The organism is Butyricimonas faecalis (genome assembly GCF_003991565.1).
GTDB classification, from domain to species: Bacteria; Bacteroidota; Bacteroidia; order Bacteroidales; family Marinifilaceae; genus Butyricimonas; species Butyricimonas faecalis.
In genome coordinates this window covers 3,333,217-3,358,494 of sequence record NZ_CP032819.1, presented here as the reverse complement: position 1 = coordinate 3,358,494, position 25,278 = coordinate 3,333,217, and the positions used below count along the sequence as shown (strand labels likewise).

Here is a 25,278-nt window from a genome sequence, read left to right as displayed (position 1 = left end):
TTATAAGTTAAAGATTTTCATATTATTAGAAACGGAATATCACAGAACCGAAGAAGCGGCGTCCAGCATCATACGTCGTGTAATGTTTCGTATCCGTATAATCAAATAAATTCTGAATTCCACCTGTTAACGTCAACCTCATAAACTTCTTTTGCCAAGGCGTATATTGGGCCACCAACTTCCAAAGACTATAAGCCGGTTTTGTTCTTTCACGAATCACCTCTATTTCTTGACCGCTATCGTCCGTTTCCGTGGATTTACTCTGTGACAACTTCTTAGAAGTCCAACGTCCGGAGAGAGAAACAGAACCATCTCGTTTCAACAATTTACCGCGCAATGTCGTGGTAAAATTCAAAGCATGTTTTGCATTTCCGGACAATTGCAAATCCGTCTCCCGATCTCTCGCATCGGTATAAGCATAAGTTCCCCTCAGTAACAATTGCTTCATCGGGTAATACGTCAATGTCCCTTCTACCCCGCGAATACGCACGGCCTCCACATTTGCATAATGCATTTCCGCTCCCAGCTGTCCCGGTGCCGGATCTTCCACGTCAATGATAAAAGAATTAATTTTATCTTTTATCGTGTTCTGGTATCCTTCCACGCTTGCACTCAACCGCCCATTGTAAGTATATTCTGCGGAAACCGAAACATAATTGGAATACTCTGGTTTTAAGTCTGGATTTCCAATATTATGCGACACACTCCCCATGTTAAAATCAGAATACAACTCCGTCAAACCGGGTGCTTTAAATCCCCGACTATACCCGGCACGGAATTTAAAGCTACCGGGAGCATACATCAAATTTACTTTCGGGGTATACGCATCACCAAAAACAGAATGGTGCGTGTAACGGAAGCCTCCCACCAAATCCAGCTCCGGCAATATCTGCCAATCCACCTGCACGAAAACATTCGCATCATTCACTTTTCTCACGGTCTGTTCCTTGCCGTATTGCATCTTATTATAATTTCGAGTCCAGTTCCACTCAACTCCGCCAACAATCTCCACGTTCTTCAAGGGACTATAAATATCCGTCAAACGGACTGTTTGCTCGTGAGAAGTCGCATTCGTACTATCTGCGAGGTCAATCAAATCATACACGGTCTTACGGGTATAAAAATCTCCGTAATACACTGCATACAACTTATTCTCTTCCCCGAAAGCATGCTCCAATGATGCTCGGAACGTCTTGTTCAAACTACGATAATGCGTTGGAGATTCTCCCTTGGGCGGATTCTTTATTTCATTCCAATAAAAAGAAGCCGAAGCCATCACTTTCGTCCGTTCATTATTCCATCCTACCTTCTCCTCTATATTCATATCATGCGAAGGATTCATCGTGTAAGATTGGGGTGTTTCAGGCGTAAGATCATATCCATCCGTGGAATTACGACGGAAAAGAGTCTGGGAGAAAAATCCCTTGTGAGCCAACCCGATCCCGGCATCCAACTGCAAGTCATTAAACTTAGAATAACGGACTTTTGCCCAGCCTTCCAAGGAGCGTTTCGGAGAATCCGTGATGATATTCACGACCATACCCATGGCACTCGACCCGTAAAGAGCAGAAGCCGCACCTTTCAAAATCTCAATCCGTTTAATATTGGACGTACTCAGCCGTTCGAAATCGATGGGTCCCCCGGGTGTCTGGGATAATCTCTCCCCATCTACCAAAATAAGGATATAACTATTTTCCAATCCCTGAATCTGGATATTATTACCGCGAGGATCCACGTTAAAACGAAGCCCCGGAATATTGTACTCCAGAACATCCATCATACTCTCGTAATCATTCCGTTGTAACTCCTCGGCAGAAACGACACGGGTCATCACGGGAGCCTCGGAAATCACCTTCTCCGTTCTCGTACCTGTAATAACCACTTCGTCCAAATTCAACAGGCTCTTTTTCAGCTTAACAACAAGCCCGGAGATCGTTCCAGGAGCCACATCAACTTCACGAGTCTCATACCCGACAGAACGAACCGTCAAAGTTGCTTTACGATTAACAGGCACGTCAATCTTAAACTTCCCTTCCGTATCGCAAACACTTCCCCAACCCAGCTCTTTTACCAAGATCGTTGATAAAGGTATCGCTTCCCCCGTTTCAACATCCACAACCTTTCCGGTCAACTTTACCGTTTTCACCGAATCAGCCATCACTTCCGGTTGAATCGCCATAAGCCTCGACATTGGCACAAAATTCAATACAAACACGCCACATACTAGCAACAAGATACTTTTCATGTTTATTATTTTTTCATAAACATTATATAAACGCCACATGACAGCACGCACATCCGTGGTTTCATAAATGTTACTGTTAACAAAAACAACAGCTATATTTTTCCTTTTTTATCATCCTTATTCCCGAGAACAATAAAAACATCTGATTCAGGCAGGTTTTCTGACTTTCTCCGCTTATGTCGCCTTCCCAGATAAACCAGTGGCATGAGGAAACTAAGCACTTCCCGCGTAACGGGAAAGAGATTACAGCAACGGGTATTGTTCCGGACTCTCACCGGATTCCCTTACATCCCATACAGACTGCATGGGACTCACCAAAATCGACGCGAATATATAAAATAATTTATCTCTTCATGGAAAAAACAATTATTTTTCTAATAATCAGCTAAAAATACCTTACACCTATTATATAAAAAAAGCTGTCCGGTTATTTCCCGAACAGCTTCGCATATCGTGTTATCGATACAATCTAACCCTTATGAGTATACCCCCACTTCAAATAAATCGCCCCCCATGTGAAACCGGCACCGAAAGCAGCAAGGATCAAATTATCCCCCTTCTTCAACTGGTCCTCCCATTCGTACAGACACAACGGGATTGTTGCAGAAGTCGTGTTACCGTACTTGTGGATATTCACCATCACTTTTTCTTTCGGTAACCCCATCCGTTCCCCGGTAGCCTTGATGATCCGCAAATTTGCCTGATGAGGAACCAGCCAAGCCACGTCCTCCGATGTCAGATTATTACGTTTCATCACCTCCACCGACACGTCAGCCATGTTCGACACGGCATGTTTAAACACCGGTTGTCCTTCCTGATAGATATAATGCTCACGAGCCAAAACCGTATCAATGGTAGGCGGTTTCAAAGAACCACCCGCTTTCATGTGCAGGTGAACACGTCCCATGCCATCCGAACGTAAGATATGATCAATTACCCCCACGTCTTCCGTGGTAGGTTCCAGCAACACGGCGGCAGCCGCATCACCGAAAATAGGACAAGTTGCCCGATCCGTGTAATCCGTGATCGCCGACATCTTCTCAGCCCCCACAACAATCACTTTCTTATAGCGTCCGCTCTCCACGTACTGCGTTGCCGTGGTTAAACCGTATAGAAAACCGGAACATCCGGCATTAAGATCAAAACTAAAAGCATTCTTTATTCCCACCATATCGGAAATCACGTTTCCGTTAGCAGGGAAATGCATGTCGGCAGTAACCGTACAGCAAATCAATAAATCCACTTCTTCCGGCTTCAAACCTGTTTTACGAAACAAGTCCTCCACCGCTCTGGCCCCGAGGTAAGCACTGCCTTTATCGGCATCCCGCAAAATACGTCTCTCTTTTATACCGATTCGAGTCATGATCCATTCGTCAGTGGTATCTACCATCCGGCTCAACTCCTCGTTAGTTAAAACATAGTCGGGATAATACGCTCCTACCCCTGTGATTACCGCTCTTGGCCTTTCCATAAAATAAAAATTTTCAAATTGAATAATAGAATCAGATACCCATATACAATCATAGCCCCCTCGTACAGGGGGCTGTATTATCTAAGGCAATCTTTATCATTGCATCGATATTATGCAACAACTGCTTTCTCAATAGCCAATTTACCCCTGTAATATCCACATTCCGGACATACAGTATGATACTGTACTGCAGCACCACAATTTGAACACTTTGCTATTGCAGGAACCGTAGCCTTATCGTGAGTTCTTCTTTTATTCCTTCTCTGTTTAGAGATTCGGTGTTTAGGATGTGCCATTTCTCTCTAGTTTTATTTAGTTATTATTAATTAATTTCCTCAATTCATCCCATCGGGGATCAATCTTATCACTCTCTTCTTCCATTGCCAACTCTTCCAGTACATGCTCCATCTCCTCGTTACACTCTCCCTCCGGGTGAACCACCCGAAGCGGGTAATTCAGCATATACACTTCATATAGCGGTTCGCTCAAATCCAGATAATCATCATCTTGAGCCAAGATAATAAAATCATCATCATTTCCTTCCTCCCTCTCCCCGTACTTAGCATACAGGTTCAATTCCCCGCTAATCGGTAACTCCATCTCCTCCAGACAGCGATCGCAAATAGCTTCTACCGTCCCCTCAATCTTCATCCGAACCTCCATCAGCAAGGATGACTTCACGATATTCACTCTCGCGTTTACCTTCCCTTTCGTTCCTTTTGTCGCTTCAAAACAATTAAAAAAATTGTCATCCATGACAAAGTCGAAAGTGTGAGTTCCCTCGCTTAACCCTCTGTGAGCTATCTTATATTCATTCAATCTGTCCACAATTCTTCACGTAAAACGGCGCAAATGTACAAAAAAATATAATATGCAGTATATTCATGCCTATTTTTTCTTGGAAATAAAATCTTATACCTCACTCTCTTTTGAATCTATCTTCAATATACAATGGCTCCATAAGATTCATCCTTAGGCTACCACTTCTCTATGCAAACCACTCAACCACTCTCTTCCCTAACACCACATAAACACATGTCAGTATTTATGCAGTGTAGATGTTATATTCAAACTATTTTCATGATGCAGTGCGATCATAGATCACTCACTGGACAGCCTTAGCCATCGGATTCACCACCACCTCCTTCAAATTTCCGTCAGTCATGATTCTCCTGGCAAGTTCCTGTACTTTCTCCGGTGTGATCGCGTTTAATAATTTATCACGATCAGCATCCCAGTCTTCGCCCCACGTGTAATACGTCTGTAATAAAATCAAACGAGTCTGCACATTCTTCGTATCTTGAGCTTCCATCTTCCGCCAATACTCCAAATGCTTGTTCAAATCGTCAAGATCAGGCCCATTGTCGGCAATCCGGGCAAGCTCGTCTTTTACCACTCGAACCAATTCTTCCACCACATCCGGATTCGTCTGGAAAGTCACCTTCAGATCATACATTCCAATCGGTTGTCTGGAAAGAACTCCATTCACGGAAACCCCGTAACTTCCACCTTTTTCCTCCCGGATAACTTGGTTATAACGCGATTGAAGACAAGCGGAAAGCATACTCAGCGTCATCATATTCTGTTGCGTGTATTCCATCTCGCCCGAGTAAGCAAGACTGACCATACTTCTGGCAGTTTCCATGCGTATTTCTTCTCTTTCCTCCTTCATCCCGGGTAACACTCTCACCCCGTCATCCTTCCATCCCAACCGTTGTCTTCCTCTAGGAAGTCCCCCGATATACTTTTCCACCAACGGTTTGAAAGTCTCCATATCAATATCCCCGACAAAATAAAAAGTATAATTACCTGCCGCATCCGTAAACAAATTGCGGTACCAAGAAGCGATTTTATCAAAATCAATACCTGCCAAGATCTGCTCATTGGGTATCTGCGTCCGCGGTTGATCACCATACGTGACCTTATTCACCATCTGCGTCATCATAAAATCCGGAGAATTTACCGAATTCTCCAAGTTCATCCGGTTCGCCGCAATCATCATGTCAAAACGCCCCCGGTCAAAATTAGGACGTGTAAAATACAGGTACGTCAATTGCAACATCGTCTCCACATCCCCTTTCGCCGCACTCCCGTTTATGTCTGTCGAGAAACGATTAATCACGGGTTGCACGTTAACAGCCTTACCTCCCAACACCTTGCGCAACTGCTCCGCGGTGAAGTCCCCCACTCCCGATGCACTCACTAGCTGTGCAAGCATCGAAGCCGAGTAATAATCCTCCGTGGGAACCATGGAAAGACCTCCACTCGCCTGACCATTCATGACAATCTGATACGGACTATCTGCGGTTGGTAACACCACAACCCGAATACCGTTCTTCAACATCCACACGGTCGAACCATACTTCCCTTTTTTGGTTTTCACAACACGACCGGGTGTAATTTCTTCCGACAACAAAGGCCGATCAATTTTTTCGGTCCGGTAAGGCTCCATCTCAACCGTCCGAACCCAGGAGAAGAAATTCTCCCAGACCTCCGTTTGGGGCAAAGCGTCCTTCTCCTTTTCCGGGGCAGTAATAACCAACACATTATTAGCAAGTGAAACCAGTTGTTGCATCAACTCATTCACCTGTTGCAACGTCATTTGCTTCGCCAACATCAACTGCGTAACCGCCCACTTGTGTCGCGGAGACATCAAGGGCACATTCTTCACGTAATGATTGATACACTCCCACACGAGCATCCCGTTCTCCCGCTCCCCGGCAGTTTCGTATGCATACTTTCCACCTCTCAAGATTCCCGTGCGAACCTGCTCCAATTCCTCCTCCGTAAATCCGAAACGCCGCACTCGTTCCAACTCGCCATACGCCGAAGTGAAAGCCTCGGCGATCGCATTCCCGCGTGCCACGACCTGCAATTCCAACGCATCACAAGTATTCGTCAGCGGAACATTCTGCAAACGGGCAGATGCAAACGGGCATCCCTCCTGTTGAGCCAACTCCCCAAAACGAACATTCATCATGGCTGTGGCAACATGAATCATCATGTTCATATAAGTCGCCCCAACCCGGTTATTCAACTCCTTGGGAACGGCAGCTCGCCTGATATAAAAATTTGCATTACACGTCTGTTGCTCCGGATCCGTGATCACCGCCACGACAGGAGTTGCATTATCCGGAATCCGTATCACCTCTTTCGCTTTCGGATGCTGTGCAACGGGAATATCCGCCATAACCTTCTTCAACTTCCCCTCCATCTCGTTTACGTCGAAATCACCGACAATCACTATCGCTTGTAAATCCGGACGATACCAACACTTGTAAAAATCTCGAAGCACTTGAGGATCAAACGTACGCAGGAACTCTTCCGTGCCAAGCATATTCCGGTGTGCATGACGGGTATCACCAAAAACGGAGGCAGCCGCCTTGTTACCTACCCGGAACTGAGCATTATTCCGTTGCCGCAACTCCTCTACAATCACCCCCCGTTCCTTGTCGATCTTCTTGTCTTCCAAAGCCAAATACCCCGACCAATCGTGCAAGATCAACAGCATCGAGTCCACGATACTTTCCCGTTTAAGCGGGACTTGCGTCAATTGATAGTACGTCATTTCCATCCCCGTTGCAGCATTCAGGTTCGTCCCGAACTGCATCCCGATACTTTCCAACCACCGGATCATGCTATCACCCGGGAAATGCTTAGTCCCGTTGAACATCATGTGTTCCAAAAAATGCGCCAACCCATTTTGCGAATCCTCTTCTTGAACAGACCCCACGTCATACACGATGTAGAAATCCGCCAATCCCGTCGACTTGGCATTATGCCTCAAATAATACCTCATCCCATTGTCAAGTTTTCCAACCCTCACGCTCGTATCTTGCGGGAGTATATCCCCCATATTCAATTGTTGGGCAGAAGTAATACCACTTCCCACTATCAACAAGAATATCCCCAAGATAATTTGTTCTAATATTGTTCTCATAATAAGAATTTAAAATTTATTTTATCCTTCCATGTCAAATACATTACCACACATACCAACTATTCATCGTATTGCTCTCCCCATAATAACGCTTAGAAATACACACTCGCCCATAATCTGCTTTCGGACGACTCTTCCTTGCAAGCATAAAAGCCTCCTGCAACACACGCTGAGCTATCGTATCTCCAGATGCAATTTTTTCCCTGCATTCCAATGCTGTCTTTTCCACATTCTCCAACGATTTGCGATATTCATCATTCAAACCATACAAGGATATGGAATTCATCACCTTCTCAAGAATCTTCCGACCACAATCCCCACCCATACTCTCGTAAAACATCCGTTCCCATTGAGCTTGCGGCAAGACTTCAAACAAGGGCCTCGACATCTCTATCGAAGACACGATAATACGCCCCTCTCGATCAAAATAGATATAGACATCTATCATTATGTCCATTAATAAAGAATCCGCTACTGCTTTCGCAAAACGATCCACTCCTCCCCCGAAAACCCTCTTCTCCATCTCCTTTTCCCATCGGTTCCACGGATGATTCTCACGAATAGTCTCTTCACCTTCCTCAAAGGGCACTGCCAACAAATCCACCCACCCAAACATCCTCTTGTCTAACGAATCTCTTATCGAATAATAATTTTTAGGAAAAATCTGAACATTCCTATCATTCTGTTCAACTACAATAAACTTTTCCGTTTCAAATCCCCGATCCTCCCTATAAACATACATTCTTTCTTGACTATAGTCAGATGTTTTTTTTCTTATTTCAAGCCCAACCTTTTGTGGCTCCACCTTTCCCCTGAAATAACGCACATCCCAAAAAGGAACGGATTCTGCCGCATGACGAATGAACTCCATCCATGGACGAGCTATTCCTACGTCTTCCCGTTCATCTCCACGTTTCCGATTCAAGTCACAAGTTGTAACCAACTGAATACAACCAATCCGATCTGCACGACCATCCATAAGCGGGTAAACAGTGAAAGAACAATACAACTTGCGACCTTTCAACTCCGGATAACGATCCCAATCGTACGCACGCAGCATTTCCACAAAATGACGATAAGCCACCGTATCTCCTCGATGAGCAAAATTATTTCGAACCTCCTGATGCACAACATATCCCTGCTCCACCTCGCACACGATTTCTTTACGATCGATATATCTTCTGGTAGGGGCACCACACGCCACCTCACGCCCTTCAATATCATACCACAAAGAATCTAACGAACCTCTCGCTCCCATCTTAAAAGAACCCGTGTACCACGATGCTTCTACCGGCTCTCCTTCATTACCGGGAACAATCACCGAAAGGGGAATCAATTCTCCGGTACGGGCATTTCGCACCTCAGTCAACCACAGCTTCTCCTCTGCAATCTTCCAGCGAGCATGATATCCCCAAGGACACTCCGTCGTAAAAGCCTCTTTCAAATAGGGACGGACACGAGAAAACACCTCTGAATCATAATGCAAAGGGAAAGCATCCATCCGATAAAGTACGCCATCCATTTCCAATACATCCGGATAAGCTCTCGACAAATATTTGTCCATCTCCAATCTGTACTTCCTCTCCACAGGCTCCACCAACACCCTCTGAATTTCGCCATCCAAGGTCACCACTCGCCAATCACCTATCAATTCGGCACACGCATAGACCTCACGAGTAGCAGGATCATCAGGTGCCAATTTCCCTTTCCTACACATGACCTCCACATGATCCACCCTTCCGTCGGACTTAGGATAAACATAAGCATCAAAATCCGCCCCTCGATCCCGCTTCATCTCCTCTACATTCAACAACATCCCCATCGTGTAGTGACTCATCTGATTTCCTTGCTCCCGCAAACTGTTATGCACCTTTTTCCGTCCCGTCATCACCCCATTTCGAAACGTATACGTGATTTCCGTTTCAAATTTCCTAGTTATTGGACCACATGATATCGAAGCTGAATAATTTCGATAAGGATAAAAACTTTCACCTCCCACGACAAAAAGTTCCCCACTAAACCACCCGGCTACGATCCGCCCCTTTTCTCGATAGGCATCAAAGATTCCACTAATATCCACCTGTCGGTTTTCTTTTTCTATCTTCTCCAAGCAAAGCTTTCCCTTTTCCAATCGCCATAAACTATAATAGTCTTCCACATACCGAAACGAATCCCGAACCAACCGTTCTCGCACTAACCTTGTCAACACGCTATCCTGCCCTATCGGGCAAGAGTACATGACTAACGTATCCCTCCCGATAACAATCTTAGCAAATCCATGCCCCTCCACCAAGCCACACAAACCACACAAGCAAATTACAAGTAGTACTAATGTCTTCATGATTTCAATTATTTTTACACAAGCCACATTTTCACTGATCTCTTCATTCATTTAGGTTGTTCCAGTGAATCAAAATACTTCACCACGGCATCCCATGTTTTCGGATGATACTCTTGGCATTCTTTCGCCCATCGCAAACAAGCATTGGGAGAAAACTCCAACACGTATGTTTCTGCTAGCTCAAACTCTTTCGCTTCAATCCCTTCACTCGGCAAACGATAAATTCCATCGATCAATCGACAATTTTTCATAATTCCCTTGTAGATCGCCATCAACTGATCCTCTGTAACCAATTTGTATAAATTCCGATTTTGAAAAAAGAAATCAACCTGTATGATTTTCCCGCTCTTATCAAAACGAACCATAATTTGAATCTCATGTTCAACACATAAATAACTTATCTCATCATCTTCATATCGAGAAGCAAGATTCAATTTATCTTTTATTTCCTTAGGAATAATTCGTGCACACAACCATGCCTCCCACGCCTGAGCACTTTTAGGCCTTGGGTCCGTTTTAGGACTTCCATAGCCAAACTCCAAATCCGGATTATCCCAATACACCGAAGGGCTCAACAATCCGGCTCGTTTGCCATCATAATACAGCTCAAAATGAACGGGAAGTTCTTCTTGTGTAATCACAACACTATCTCCTCGGTTATCCATGCATTGAAATCTTACTGTCGGATACGTCTCTCGAATATGTTGTTGTCCGTAAAGTTGAACAACCGTGAAAACACAAACAAACAACACAAATAGTTTTTTCATATTTTGGATGTACTAGGTAATAATATATCTTCCTCAAAATTGTTATCTTGGATAATTAAAATCAAAATATCCCATGAAAAGCAAGAATATTTCCTCTCCGGTCTCTTCCCTTGTCAATACAGTCTGCCATTAGTTATTAAAAATAATAACACACAAACGTTGTTTAAAAAACGATACTACCTTTATCACTCCAAAACTCTTTTCGATTAGGAGGAAAGAAATTTAATAATACCCCTTTTTGAGCAACAAGATTATGATTTAACAACGTGTTACCAACAAGAAAAGAATAAATCACGATCTTCCAACATCTGTCGTACAACCTGTGGACGCTCTTTCAACCTCGGTTTCCCTTGTTGCGAGGCACATGCACATACGCACGCCATGAATGCTAAGCATAACAATTGTTGCAATTTTATTTTCAACAAAAAGAAATATAATATATTCATAATTCGACAATTATAAATTTTTATTAAAGTTTATTCTCGCCACAATGCCTAGATATTGTAAAAACTCCAAAACTAGCTTTGGGACGCTCTTTTGGGTGCATTACCAGAGAATCAAATAATTTATTTTGCTCCTCCTTGGAAAGTGTCCCGGATTCAAATCTCTCCTTAAATTCCAACATATTTTTCTCCATCACATTGGAATATTCTTCATTCCAACCGTACAAGGATATGCAATTCATCGCTTTCGTTGGAATCTTCCTTCCGTTATCACCTCCCATACTCTCGTAAAAAAATCGTTTTAATTGTTCTTCACTCAATCTATCAAACAAATGTTTATGCATCTCGAAATAAGAGGTAAGCAAAACTCCATTTTTATCAAAATAAATACTGACTATAAACCAAATGCTTGTATTCAAAGAGTCTGACGTGGTAGCGAGAGAATCTACAATATTTTGCATAATTGTTTCACTCTCTCGGTTAAAAATTCTTTTTTCTATTTGATCCTTCCACCGATTCCATGGACTATTCTGTATGTTTTTCTCTCGATCTTCATTAAATGGAATATTATATTCTATATAAGTTTGAGATTCTTTTTTTCTCAAACTATCATCTATCGAGTGGAAATTTTTAGGAAATATTCTCACGGAATTCTTCCCCACCTCTGCAATCGTGAAATCCCCATGTGTATATTCTTTATAACTATACCTCTCATTTTGAGCATTCACTGAAAAACAAAAAACAAAAAACAATAGTTCTGATAATAATATTTTCATAATCATTTTTCTACATTTAATTTATTGAAGCATGTTCCCACCAGGAAACAACATAACCAAGGGCACGAGGTGCGTAAACATAAGGAGGATTATTTCCATGAATTTCTTTATACCATTTCACATAAAATTCCGTTATCTTCTCAGTATTAAATTTTCCTGTTAAAACAAGAACATTCAATTCTTTTAAATATTGAGTTTCTTTACCCTTTATTCTCGAATCATGCACATCCCTAAAAAGCATAGATTCATATTTTTCAGGATAGGAATAAGAATTATACAGAAACTCCAATGCATCTGTAACAATATCCGTTTCAAACTCAATAAAAGGTTCATCCACATTCATATTGTATTTCAATGCTTTATGTTGAAATGCATGTACAAGTTCATGGGTAAATACATCTCGAGCAATAACATGAGGGCCCTCCCCCCTTCGCAAAAAATAAATTCCCCATTTATTATAAACAGCTCCCACATTATCTTCTGATTTTAATGATGTGTCAAAACCCATAGAAATGGCTTCATTTCCATTCTCATAAAACACTCGATAAGCTATCGATTTAAGTATAGGTAACCTCTCAAGCCAATCATTAGCCAATGATTTAAAAGAACTTTCTGTATGTATATCAAAAGCACAAAGAGATTGGTATTTCTCATCAGTGATTTTATTGTCTCTTACAAATCTTTTGTAAAATCCTTCCATAGTCCAACCTGGGAGGACGGGATAGCAGTTTTCAGGCACCCAAGGAATAAAAGACGATCGTATTTTTTCTGTTTCTAAATTCAGAACTTCTTGCAGACAACTTGCTAGAATAGTTACAAACAAAACGAGTAATATAATTTTTCTCATCATTCTTAAGAATTGAAAATTAATTTTAGGGAATTATAGTTTACAGTAAGCCTTATTTTATATCCAAACTCCTCCGTCAGCTTCGCTGCCACCTCCTCTATAAACGAGGCCGATGAAAAAGTCCCGTTCTATCGAACTACCACCCCTAACCCCTCCTGCACAGGCGGGGAAACCGCTTGGTAATCAGCCCTCCCCCCTGTGTGAGGCTGTGCAAGGGGGAGTTGGAGGGGGTAGCCTTTACGCTTAGAAATAACTTTTGCATCGGCCTCACAAATAGAGGTAAAAATGACGATTCATTCAGAATATAGGTAGTATTTCAACCCTCCCTCTGTTTATAGAGGGAGTTGGCTTACTGTAAACTTGTATATAAATGCCTAATTTTATATCTATTTTAAGGCAAAAACACCTCCGCCCCCACCTCACGCTCCTTCCCCTCCGTATCCCGAACCATCACCGTCTTTGCCCCATACTCGCGGATCAGTTCGTCGATATTGGGTGTATCCAATGCCACATGCTCCAACATTTTGCCGTCCAAAGCTACCACCGTCCATTGCGGAGCCAGTTTCTTGCAAGCCTCTTTCCCCCATACGGCAGCGATCTTCAACTCGCCATTGTCTGCTCCCGTCATCACGGGACGGCGATCTCCTGCCCACACGGCAGCATCAGCGTAAGGCTCGAAATGATAACGTCCATTCGGATAATCAAGCACGAATTTTCCCAAATCCGTCGTTTTGAAACAAAGCAACAAATACCCAACTCCACCGGTAATGATCGGCATCTTTTCAAAAGCGGAATCACCCAGATAGAGTCCCGTCATTTCTCCCCGGTAAAGCTTATCTGTTTTCACCATTCCACCAACCATCGTTCCGATAAAACCTGTTCCCTCTTCCACGTTTCCAATAATTCCCGCTTGTGTCCATTGTTCAAACCCCTCCACCGAGGGCAACCCAATGGCTCCGGTACCGTTACCCGTGTCAAACAACGCCGGTACATCATGAATCTCACCTTTCCCCTTCACCCGGATAGAAAGCAACGGCACGTTATTCCAAAGTTCCAACTTATTCCATCTCGTGATAGAAACATCCGCCCGGCTTGAAAAAGTGATCGTCCTCGCACGAGAGTCAATAGTCACCACGTAATCATTGATAATATTCGCTCCAATCGTTCCATCCACGTCCAAATGTTGAAAAACGGGGTTATGCTCACTCATCACTGCCGCCTGCTTATTCTTCACCGTCAATTCACCCAACAACAACTCCGGAACTTCAGCCATAACGACCTGCCCGTCCATCCCCTGCATGGAATTACCCGTCTGTTGATAAGCCAACTTCTCCGTGTTCACCAACTTATCGGATACGCAAGTAATTCCGGCACACGTGTCAAACAGGAAATAATACGTATGTCCGTTGATCACCACCTTCACTACCGGGACTCCTTGACGGAACTCATAGTTCAACGTCACATCACGCTCCAACCGGATATTATTTCTGGAAGTCACTGCCGTTTCAGGCACTCCGCCTTGCGTCGGAACTTGCGCACCAGCCGTCTCTTTCAGCAAATTGACATACTTTTCCATCTCTTTCTGCGCCTTCTTCATCTCCCCCGCTTTACCGACAGCCTGCAACAAGGAAGCCTTCCCCGCGTACATCATTGCCCGGGTTTGGTAAGACATCGCATCACTCCCCGAAGCTCGTGCAATCAATTCATCCAACCATTTCAGTCCGGCCTCAACGGCAGCCTTCTGCTCTTTCACCTGTGTCAACGTCTGCATAAAAAACGAGAAATATTGTCCGAACAACTGCGGGGGAAATATATTCTCTTTCTCCACCTCCCGCATGGCATCCAACATTTGTTTCCAATCTCCCTGTCGAGAAAGTTGAGATGTATTCAACCAAACGGCAGCCATCGTTTTTCCCGGTCCTTCCTTCGCCTGGTCCAAATAATCGACAAAAGCATTGAACCTATCCTGCTCGTAAATGGCAAGATTGGGATTGGTCGAAAATTCTATTGCCGTTTGCACCATGGCACCTGTCAATGTTGCATCCACCATTGCCCGCTGATTGTCCAAAGGAATGGCATAAAAACGATCAATGTGATCTCGTACCGTCAACAAAGTCTTCGATAATGGGTCATTTTCAAACTGCATAATTATCGGCCACATGGTCGGAGTTGCCAACTGATCAACGGATAACCCGTCAAGCCACTCTTTAACCACTTGCTGAATTTCCGCTTTCATTCCCGCGTTCCCCAAGGCTTTGATAAATTCCAACAAAAACGACGGCTCCCGCTCTCCCGCGTTATACCGTGCAGCCAAAGCATCCAATCGCTTAGCAGGATCCAACACCGCCTTGGCCCCATTCACCAGCCAATCGGCATCACCGGCTCCCACGAGCTTCCCAATAATCTGCTCCGTTTCCGGATCGACAAACACCAATGTGGGCAAAGAAGCCACCCCCCATTTAGTAGCATTTGCCTTACCATCGGCATCTTTCTCTACATTTAACTGAATACTAACAAAATGACTATTAAAAAAATCACCTACCTCTTTCCGAGTGAATACTTGCGAAGCCAATTGTTTACACGGTCCACACCAATCGGCATAACAATCCACGAAGACCAATTTGCTTTCCTTCCGAGCCTTTTCCACGACCTTCTTCCACGATCGGACAGGCTCAAACGCAATGCCCTGCGTTTGGGCCAGAGCATTCAAGCCCATGACCCAAAACAAGACAATGATAAAAAGTCTATTCATTATTTAATTTCCTTGAATTATCTGAATTGAAGACAACACGGCATTGTAAAAATCTACATAACTCCAAGAGGCATCATAACCTTGTTTATAGAAAGCATCAGGTATCGTGATCCGAATTTTTTGAGTTCTTTTCGTTCCTTTTTCTTTATTCAGATAAACAATAGTAGTCTCTCCCTCTCCATTTCCAAGAGGAGTACTTTTACTAAAAGTTGCAGACTCCCATTGTCCAGATCCGGTTTCTACCTCTATATCCAAACTTTCCGGACGAGGAACATTCGGATCTCCAAAATCTTTTGCTTGTACGATTTTAAATCCGGCAATCGTCTCCTCCTGTTTCATATCAATCTCAATAACATGAGTCCGAATCTGAGTTGCCGGTTGAGGTAACCAGTAAGAATCATCGCCAACCAACAAATTCTTTAGCCCCGAATCATATCCCAATGCATCCGCCGGTGATACGGAAATACTCCAATTTGCCGCATCCAAAAATGCAATCGTCGGTTGTTCGGCTACTTTATTCTTTTCCGTAAAGAAGTCCGGAACAGCATCAAAATAATGATGTCCGTAATGATATATCTTCACGCCCAACTTCTCTGCTGCAACTTCCAAAGCCCCAATACTGAGATCTTTATTGGCAAGACCTGACTTCACTTTATCTTCCGTTCCCGGTGCCAGATACCGATTCCTTCCCAAATGAAGCTCTTTCAAACTCGGGAAATGAAGTACATCTACCAATGAAACTTGGTCATAGTCAATATCCAAAACTTCCACGTTCTCGACATCATCCTGTTTAATCTCTCCCAACAAATCCAGTCGATTTCTCACGTCTGCAGCAAAATCACTCTCGAAAGAAGGAACATTAAAAAACAACTCTATCGGTTCTAAATCCAACATCATGTCATCAAGGATAGAAATCTTACCTTTACGATACACCTTTACGGGTTTACTAAAATCAATATCCTCTCCCAACAATGCATAAGACTTACCCTTCGGCCAATTATTTACACGATCCTCTGGCTCAGCTGTCCAAAATTGCTCCGTATCATTCCCTTTCTCAAAATACCCCACTTTAAATGAAATCAAATTATCCGTCCACTCATCGAAAGAGAGAAATAAATATTTATTCGCCAATTGGAACTGTTTATTTATGACACGAGTAAAAAGCAGTAATTCTTCCGATGCATACGTGTATGGCCGCACGTACACGGGATCTCCCAATGAACGCTTCACAATTTCACCATCCTTTTCCTCGATAGCACAGACTTTAAACGTGTACTCGTAATTTTTCAATCCTTCCACCAAGTAACTCTCACTTTCCCGATCAATAATTACAGAATCCGTCTTTTCATCATCCGTCCATTCCACCATAATTGCCGTCCGTCCCGGATCAAGTTTCAAATTCCAGGTCAGCAATACCGACAACCATCGCGGTTCTCCCTTCAAATCATAGATTTTAGTAAGATACTGCTCCGGACCATCACCCGTATGCTCTGAATAAGTATCTTCAAGATCCTCGCATCCTGTTAGGAATCCCATAAACAGGATGCACATTACCGTATATTTTAAAAATATTCCTTTCATAAATCGTTACTATTTTACTCCGTAAATTTCCAATTCATGGAAAGTCACATTATTGTTTCTGTTATGGTAATAATCAGGATTGAGAGTATTCACGTAAGTTTCGTTGAATTGGATTTTCAAGAAACGATACTCTCTCTCCTCAAATGGAAAAGGAATTGACAAATAATGAGCATCCAACGCCGCCAATTCAGCCAACGTATTACACTCATCCCTTACTTTTTCTTTATTCACGTACCAACGTTCTGCCTCTTCAATATTAGGATCTTGTTCAAAATTACCTATCAACTCCCAATCTGCCGCCGTACCGGGATTTGTACTTGGATGATAATCACCGTTCCCTATCCAAGCATACACTTGAACATTACAAGGAAGTTTGGTATAATAATCATTATCAAAATCTTGATTTACCGCTCCATTTTGTTCTTGTATTCTCATATACAACCGCATTTCTCCCACGACAGCAGGTTCCTTGATATCAAGTACAAAATAAACGTCATTTCCCGGACGATTCAATGCATTAGGTCCTGCCATGAAAGTGAAAGGAGGAGTGGCATATCCCCTTCTAAAATATTCAAGAGCCTGTGTTCCTTTTACATCGCCATCAAAAAGATATGCTTTACCCAATGCTCCCGGATGCCACGAATCAGTTGAACGAGGCATCTCTCTTGATTTATTGAAAGGATCAAAAAGTTCGAAATTAGTATTAGGGATCAGCGAACGAACAGCTCCTTTAACCCCGGTCCAAACCTGTTTTCTTGCAATCCGTTGACGATTATCTTCCGTTGTAATCATCACGGTGTAATCTTCTTGTTGCTGCGAATCATCCAAAGAATAGGCCTTCACAGAACGTCCACTTGCAAGACGGAAGTTTTCCAAAAAAATCGTATCCTGCAATTTAGTTGTCGGATTTGTTCCAACAAAATACACGGAAGCAGAGCCTTCTGTTCTCCCTTCCAAATTGCAAACCACTTGAAATCCATTCCAATACGAATTCACCTCTACCTTGTCAAAAAAAGTATAAAGTGCTGAAGGACGAGTATTAAAAGTAAAATGCATCACTTTCGACTCCTGCTCGTTTTTATCCAAAAATGATACTTTCACCGGAACGTTTTCACAAGCTTGATTAAATCCGTCAAGCATTAATGTGTCTACAGCATAATCCGCTACTTTATAAACGGAAGCCCCATACTCATCCGTATACTCCGCTTTCACTTTATTGATGCGTCGGTCGGCTAGAGAATAATGCATTACAGCTCCCCCTTCCGTTGGGATAAAAGAAAACATATTCTCATCAATCTCAACATCAAAATTTCCATTGTCATCATTGGAACAACCGATCCAACCCAAACAACTCAGAAAAATTAAATATATATATTTTTTCATATCACTCCATGCTAAATTAATTACCATCCGGGATTCTGCACGATACCGGAAATCATAGCTTCTTCGCTTTTAATCGGGAACAGGTAATCCCGTGCCGGGTTAAAATAGGCATCATCCCATACCACCACAGGACCTTGTCCATTATTAAAGAACTCCTGCCAAGTCTCACCCAATACAACCCAAGCCAAAGGCTTATCATTCCATCCTTCTGCAATAGCTGTACCCCAGCGACGTACATCCCAAAAACGATGTCCTTCAAACATAAACTCAATCGTTTTCTCTCTGTGAATAATATCCCGTAAACCAACCTGCTCGTTAAATTTATTCGGATTAATACCATATTCACCCCAACTTACCTGTACCGTGGGAAGTCCTGCCCGCTCTCGCACGGCGTTCAATCGATTGAATATTTGATCCCGATGAGCTCCATTCGGTCCTTCATATTCATTCCAAGCCTCTGCCGCTATCAGGTAAAGCTCGGCCAATCGCATATACACGGTCGCCCCCTGCTTAAATTTATTTATTTCAGTAAAATATTCTTGTGTTCTGAAATCACTTCGCGTACCTTTTTTCACGTAATACCCCGTGATATTTTGCCGTATTCTCGGATCAATACGATCTTCTGTCAAACCGAACAACTGCCCTCTACGGGAATCCACCAACAATCTGTTATAAGAGCCACTTCCCCGTTGCCAATAAAGTCCCGGAGCTGCAATCGTTGCGTAGAAACGCGGCTCTCTATCCAAATGTAGTGCCAACACATCCGTTCCCAAAGGAATCACATTCGTGTACATCACATCACGTTCTTGTGCCATCCCATATCCGTCTCCGTGAACCCAAGTCTTATCTTCCGAAATCGGTAATCCGTTTGCCGTGTAAAATTTATTTATCATTCGAATATTTGTTCCGAGAACCCCGTAAAGGACCCCGCTATAGTGCGGATCTGTTGACTTGGTCCCTAAACGAGGTAACACGTATTGATACAGATCACTCGCACCCGAAACAATCATGATTGCCTCTGTCGAATTCTGAAAATTCGGAGCCCATAAAGAAAGTTCCAAATCCCGCATCGTATTCAACAACGGAGTTGATTCAGAATTTGTTCCCGATATCAATTTATATCCTCTAGCCTCCAAATAATCAATCACTTCATCTGCATATTCAGCAGCAATCCGCCATTTCTCCTTATCCTCTTTTGAGAAAAGATCCACCCCACTTTTATTCTTCATATCCTTGTATGGACTTATTCCACCATTGAACAAAGGTGATGCTGCATAAAGCAATACTCTAGCCTTCAAGCCCATCGCTCCTTCTTTAGAAAAGAATTCTCTTCTTGATGCATCTTTCTCCCTTAATGGAGTCAGATAAGGAATAGCCTCATCCAACAAATTCGTAATTGCTTGAACACAACTATCCATCGGACTTCTCAACTGACGCTGTTCCTCGATAGGAGCATAAATATCTATATTCTTCGGGACCAACACAAATGGCCCATAACGTTTCATCAATTCGAAATAGTAAAAAGCTTTCAATGCCTTTATTTCCGCTGACCAGTTTTCCAACTCCCCTGCACGCAGGTTATACACATCCCCGATATGCTCTAAGAATGTATTACACAATCGGATATAATAATATACCCCATTATAAGCCCATATATCACCAAGCGGAGATAATGCCGTTTGTAATCCATCTGCAATATAAAAAGGAGTAAACACGTAATTCGTACGGGCAAAAGCATTTGCCGTATATTCGTCGGCCCCCACGAATGCAGGATTACCCCTTCGATCAATCGTTAAAGAACTAAACATCATATTCGCATCGATCATCCACTGTTCAGCCCCACTCCTCGTTTCAAATATTTTCGGAATTGTTAGAATATCGTCTTCCGGTACCAAATCAAGATAGTCATCACATCCTGAACAAAGGCAAACCGAACAAATCAAAATCAATATATTCTTGAATTTCATAAGCATGATTATTTAGAAACTAATATTAACACCCACAGAATAAGTCCGCTGGATCGGATAATTGAACCCGCTACTACCTAACTCTACATCCCAAAGATCAAAATCACTAATCAAGAACGGATTATTCACTCGTACATAAGGCTTCACCCGCTGCAGATGAATCTTCTTCACCCACCTTTCAGGGAGACTGTAAGCCAACTCCAACGATTGACAACGCAGGAATTTTACCTCACGCATAAAATAAGTTGAAGCACGCAAAGTTTCCGTTCCAAGCAATCCCTCTTCCATATTATGAGCGGCAATACTATTGGTAGACAACCGCGGCCATAAAGGACGACTCTTCATATTCTCCGGGGTCCAATGATCTTCCCAGATAGCACTCAACAATGCCCGGTCATTAACAAACGGAGTAACTGCACTCGGATTGATAAAAAGAGAACGTTGTCCCGATCCTTGGAAAGCAAAATTAAATTCAATCCTTTTATAACTTACCGTACCGTTAATACCGTACACCAAACGCGGTTCCGTCGGGAATCCGATATGAACAGCATCCTCAATGGTAATCTGCCCATCATTATTCACATCCCGGTAACGGATATCCCCCGGCATATAATCTCCTGATTGTTTCGGAGATCGATCGATTTCTTCCTGACTCTGGAAAAGTCCTTCCGCCACGTATCCCACCACTTGTGAAATATCATGCCCTACCTTCCGTTGCCATGAAGGTTTATCTGCAGCTTCTTCTATCTCCTTGTAAACCGCTTTATTATACGTGGCCGTTGCATTCAAGATAAACCAAAAATCATTTGAAAAAGCATGTTGAACCTTTCCGGCAAAATCAAAGCCTCGTGAACGCACGGCTCCAATATTAGCATCCGGATAAAGCCCCAATCCCATACTTCCGGGAACAATCACCCGTTGTGACAAAATATTATGACGGATTTCCTGGTAAATATCAAACGTAAAATCCAGTAACCCGTTCCAGAACGTCATCTCCAAACCGAAATTGGTTTGCTCCGCAATTTCCCACTGCACCGTCGGGTCTCCATAAGATTTGATACTATAATGTCCTTGAGAATCAACTCCAATATTCGGCAAATACACGTACCGGCCATTTTCTCCGATTCCACTTCCCGTTCCGATGCCATCATTACCCACTTTCCCATAAGAAGCGCGCAATTTCAAGAAAGACAACCAATGGCTTGTACCGACCATAAAAGGCTCTTTAGAAATCACATAAGACAATCCCACCGAAGGGAAGAAACCAAAACGATTATTTTTAGCAAAACGTTCTGAACCATTGTATCCGAAACTACCTTCTAAATAATAGCGTTCTTTAAAACCATAGGAGAGACGCATTGAAAGTCCCATGTTCCGGTGTTTGATCGCATCAAATAGCGTTCGTCCTTGGGAAGAGGCAAATTGTGATAAGTTAAAAAGCCCGGTATAACTCACCGTATGATCACCCCAATTACCATTATAATACAAACGGAACTCCCCTGCCAATTGAGTTTCGTCTATTGTAACCTTACTATTAGGTTCTACTTTCAAATTTTTTTCACCCTCTACCAATTGTTCCAAAGTATGCTTTCCCGTCTGGTGATTATAATCTAAAAGTCTATATTGATACGGAACGGTTATAAACGGAGTACTATTATAAGATTCCTTATAAAGAGAAACATTCGCCCGAATCTCCAACCCCTTCAACAAAGCGGATAGATTCTGTATATACTCCACCCGGTTTGTCGTGGCGAAACGACTCCGTTCCACGTATCCTGATTGAATATCTGCATAAGGATTCCTTGAATTTACTGTTTCATACCCGTAACGAATATGCGGGAACACATACGTATCATCTGCCGGATACACGGCCGCGTAATCCACCGGATTGGCATTAAAAGCTAGTCCGTACGCCGCGGTCACATCCTGTTGCGGCCCGTGATAGCTATCATACGTGGAATTTGAATTAATCACTAATTTAGCAGAAGGCGTCATATCAATATTCATGTTAATACGCAAAGAAGTCGTATTATTCCGGATATTGACATTAAACTGATTCAAACGATCTGTTTTCAGCATACCTTCATCATAATTGTGACCCAAAGAAGCGTAATACTGCATGATTTTCGTTCCCCCGCGGACACTTAACCCCAGATGGTGATTTATCGCCACATCTTTGAAAAGAAGATCGTACCAGTCATTTGCCGGGTACAACCACGATGGGAAACGGTCACTTCCCGTGTTAGCAATCCGATCGGCGGTATATTTGGGCTGTGCCAACGGATCGCGGGTCTGTAACGCCTCGTTGTATGCCTTCATGTAAGTAATGGGATCCACCACGTCAATCTTCCTTGTCGGCATGGAAGCAATAGCCTCGTAACGAAAAGCCGTATAAACCGATCCTTCAACCCCCTTTTTCGTTGACACGAGAATCACCCCGTTCGCACCGCGGGCACCATACATGGCCGTGGCCGAAGCATCTTTCAACACGCTGAACGAATCAATATCCTCCGGGTCAATACGAGACAAGTCAAGCACGGAAACCTCTACCCCGTCCATCAAAATAAGCGGAGCCGTGTTCACATTATTACCAAAAGACGTGATACCGCGAATCGAAAACTGCGTGTTCAACTCGGCTTCCGTCAATGCACCCGGCTTACCTCCTTTAAGATAACCGATCATACCCGGAATACGCCCCACGAAACTCGCCGTTAGGTCACTATTGGAAGTTTTCAACGAATTCGGTCGCACCGTCGTGATAGAACCCACCACGCTCTCCCGTTTCTGTTCCCCGTAAGCAACCACCGTTACTTCTTCCAACGCTTCCTCCGCGGGTTCAAGAGACAGGTTAATGGTAGATTTCCCTTCTACCGGAATCGTGGCATCCTTATATCCGATAAACGAAAATTTCAACACGTCATCCGTTCTGACAAGAATATCGTAATTCCCGCGATGATCCGTTGCCACCCCTCTTGTCGTCTGGTTAATCACCACGCTCACTCCGGGCATGGGATTCCCCTTTTCATCCGTCACGCGCCCTTTCACCGTTATGATCTCACGGGCAGGAACCTGTTGTTCTTTTGCCTTTTTCTTCACGACAATCACTTTCCCCTCGATCGAATAATCATAACCATGAGCCGTAAGCACCTTTTTCAACACATCGTCAAGCGTTGCATTCGTGAAAGTCTCCGTGATCTTCACCTCGTTGGATATATCGTTCTGTTTATGCACGAACGTATATCCCGTCTTTGTTTTCAAATCCTCCAAAACTTCCAGAATCGTCTTGTTCTGGTACTTAGCAGTAATTCTTTGCTGCCGGGATGACTCACTTTGTGCATACAAAGATACACCCGACAACAGCACCAAAATTAAATTTACTAACATAATCTTCCCCCATTTTCGAATTTCCACTCGAAAAATGGCGTGCCTTGACTTTTTTTTCATACATTTGTTTTTGAATTAATAAGATATCGTCTGTCGCCAACAGACGTTACACACTGCAAGCGGGAGAATTCCTTGAATTCTCTCTCTTTTTTTACTTTAATTTCTGAACTTCTATTTTACCATCGGCTCTCATTTTAAATTTCACATCCGCGACTTTACTCAACACGGCAAGAAACACCTCCAGCGTCTCGTCACTCGAAATACTTCCCCGCAGAACGATATCTTCTGCCGACAAAGCATCCGTTACAAAATCCACGTCGTAAGCACGCGAAACGACTTTTAGGATCTCACTCAACGCCATGTTCTCTATATTGATAATACCATTTTTCCACGACACCACATCATCGATATCCACCTGTCGCACGATCAAATGATCGGCATCCACTTTCAAAACAGCCTGTTCTCCCGGGGTAAGCACCACGCCCCCCGTTCCGTTCTCCGGCATTACCGTCACCTTTCCCGATGCCAACGTGGTCATCACCGGCTCCGACGGATAGGCCGACACGTTAAATTCCGTACCCAACACGGTCACCGTCTGCCGTTCCGTCTCGACAACAAAAGGTCGCAACGTATCCCGAACAACATCAAAAAACGCTTCTCCCGTGACACGTACTTTCCGTTCCCCCTTGGCAAATTTCTCCGGATACTCCAACCGGCTATCCGAATTCAGCCATATCACGGTACCGTCACCAAGTACCACACGGTACAGACCGGCTCCCCGGGGAACCGTAATCTTGTTATAAACAAGCACATCCTCTTTCTCCACGTCCTCTCCCCGCTTTTTATCGTACACCACCTTACCGCTACTGATCGCCACCTGTACACCATCCTGCTCCTTAAACTCAATCTCGTTACCCCCCAGATAATGATGTTCCCCGTCAGCAAGTTCCAATATCGCCGCACGTGCCGGAGGACCGATATAAGCAATCTCGTTACTGTTCTCGTCAATAGAAAAACCTTTCCACAACAAAACCGAAGACACGAGTATCCCGACCACGGCCGCTGCCGCCACCCCGTACCACCACCTGAACACCCGATGGCGTCTCCCCCCGATTCGCTCCCGTATGGCAGAATAATCTCCCTTGATCAACCGGGCTCGAACAACTTCCCGCATAACAAGATTTTCTTTCCGAACAGCATCAAACAACCTACGGTTCTCATCGCAAGCCTCCCTCCACGCCAAAACCTCCCTCTCTTCCGAGACAGAAAGTTTGCCGTTAAAATAATCCAATAACTCGGATTCGGTAATTTGAGGTATTTTCTCCATTTGTCAGTAATTATTTTCTACCGACAAGACCGGAAACAAATAAAAAAGGTTGAT

Annotated in this window: 16 protein-coding genes and 1 riboswitch; all 16 genes read right to left on the bottom strand. The window is 43.4% G+C overall.

Features of this window, described 5'->3' with window-relative positions; all coding sequences use genetic code 11:
• Positions 1–25 precede the first annotated feature (25 nt).
• Positions 26–2,245 (bottom strand): TonB-dependent receptor, encoded by a 2,220-nt coding sequence (locus D8S85_RS14280; protein ID WP_158641601.1) that lies wholly within the window; start codon positions 2,243–2,245, stop codon positions 26–28.
• Between the two features lie 132 nt (positions 2,246–2,377).
• Positions 2,378–2,579: riboswitch (cobalamin riboswitch) on the bottom strand.
• A gap of 135 nt (positions 2,580–2,714) precedes the next feature.
• Entirely contained in the window at positions 2,715–3,716 is a 1,002-nt protein-coding gene (locus D8S85_RS14275; protein WP_106481263.1) for a beta-ketoacyl-ACP synthase III, read from the bottom strand.
• A gap of 110 nt (positions 3,717–3,826) precedes the next feature.
• The gene (gene rpmF, locus D8S85_RS14270; RefSeq protein WP_027201828.1) at positions 3,827–4,012 is read right to left on the bottom strand and encodes a 50S ribosomal protein L32; all 186 of its coding nucleotides are present in this window, start codon (positions 4,010–4,012) and stop codon (positions 3,827–3,829) included.
• 16 nt (positions 4,013–4,028) lie between these two features.
• A complete protein-coding gene (locus tag D8S85_RS14265; RefSeq protein WP_228423235.1) occupies positions 4,029–4,544 on the bottom strand; it encodes a YceD family protein in 516 nt (171 codons plus the stop codon).
• A 277-nt stretch (positions 4,545–4,821) separates the two neighbouring features.
• Entirely contained in the window at positions 4,822–7,656 is a 2,835-nt protein-coding gene (locus D8S85_RS14260; RefSeq protein WP_106481261.1) for a M16 family metallopeptidase, read from the bottom strand.
• A 43-nt stretch (positions 7,657–7,699) separates the two neighbouring features.
• Positions 7,700–9,997: a hypothetical protein gene (locus D8S85_RS14255; RefSeq protein ID WP_127075296.1), complete on the bottom strand. Its 2,298-nt coding sequence runs from the start codon at positions 9,995–9,997 to the stop codon at positions 7,700–7,702.
• Positions 9,998–10,044: 47 nt separating this feature from the next.
• On the bottom strand, positions 10,045–10,764 hold the full coding sequence (locus tag D8S85_RS14250; protein WP_106481259.1) for a hypothetical protein: 720 nt from the start codon (positions 10,762–10,764) through the stop codon (positions 10,045–10,047).
• 269 nt (positions 10,765–11,033) lie between these two features.
• Positions 11,034–11,210, bottom strand: coding sequence for a hypothetical protein (locus D8S85_RS21560; protein ID WP_158641600.1), 177 nt, complete (start codon positions 11,208–11,210; stop codon positions 11,034–11,036).
• Positions 11,211–11,233: 23 nt separating this feature from the next.
• Positions 11,234–11,983 carry a hypothetical protein gene (locus D8S85_RS14245; protein WP_127075294.1) on the bottom strand — a complete coding sequence of 250 codons (750 nt, stop codon included), beginning with the start codon at positions 11,981–11,983 and terminating at the stop codon, positions 11,234–11,236.
• Between the two features lie 16 nt (positions 11,984–11,999).
• A complete protein-coding gene (locus D8S85_RS14240) occupies positions 12,000–12,833 on the bottom strand; it encodes a hypothetical protein (RefSeq protein ID WP_127075292.1) in 834 nt (277 codons plus the stop codon).
• A gap of 388 nt (positions 12,834–13,221) precedes the next feature.
• Positions 13,222–15,582: a thioredoxin domain-containing protein gene (locus tag D8S85_RS14235; RefSeq protein WP_106481256.1), complete on the bottom strand. Its 2,361-nt coding sequence runs from the start codon at positions 15,580–15,582 to the stop codon at positions 13,222–13,224.
• Between the two features lie 3 nt (positions 15,583–15,585).
• A complete protein-coding gene (locus D8S85_RS14230) occupies positions 15,586–17,163 on the bottom strand; it encodes a DUF4998 domain-containing protein (RefSeq protein WP_106481255.1) in 1,578 nt (525 codons plus the stop codon).
• 9 nt (positions 17,164–17,172) lie between these two features.
• Positions 17,173–18,546: a DUF4959 domain-containing protein gene (locus D8S85_RS14225; RefSeq protein ID WP_106625122.1), complete on the bottom strand. Its 1,374-nt coding sequence runs from the start codon at positions 18,544–18,546 to the stop codon at positions 17,173–17,175.
• A gap of 20 nt (positions 18,547–18,566) precedes the next feature.
• Positions 18,567–20,513, bottom strand: a complete 1,947-nt coding sequence (locus D8S85_RS14220; protein ID WP_228423234.1) for a RagB/SusD family nutrient uptake outer membrane protein — start codon at positions 20,511–20,513, stop codon at positions 18,567–18,569.
• Positions 20,514–20,525: 12 nt separating this feature from the next.
• Positions 20,526–23,957 (bottom strand): SusC/RagA family TonB-linked outer membrane protein, encoded by a 3,432-nt coding sequence (locus D8S85_RS14215; RefSeq protein ID WP_106481253.1) that lies wholly within the window; start codon positions 23,955–23,957, stop codon positions 20,526–20,528.
• A 91-nt stretch (positions 23,958–24,048) separates the two neighbouring features.
• Entirely contained in the window at positions 24,049–25,224 is a 1,176-nt protein-coding gene (locus D8S85_RS14210; protein WP_106481252.1) for a FecR domain-containing protein, read from the bottom strand.
• Between the last annotated feature and the right edge of the window lie 54 nt (positions 25,225–25,278).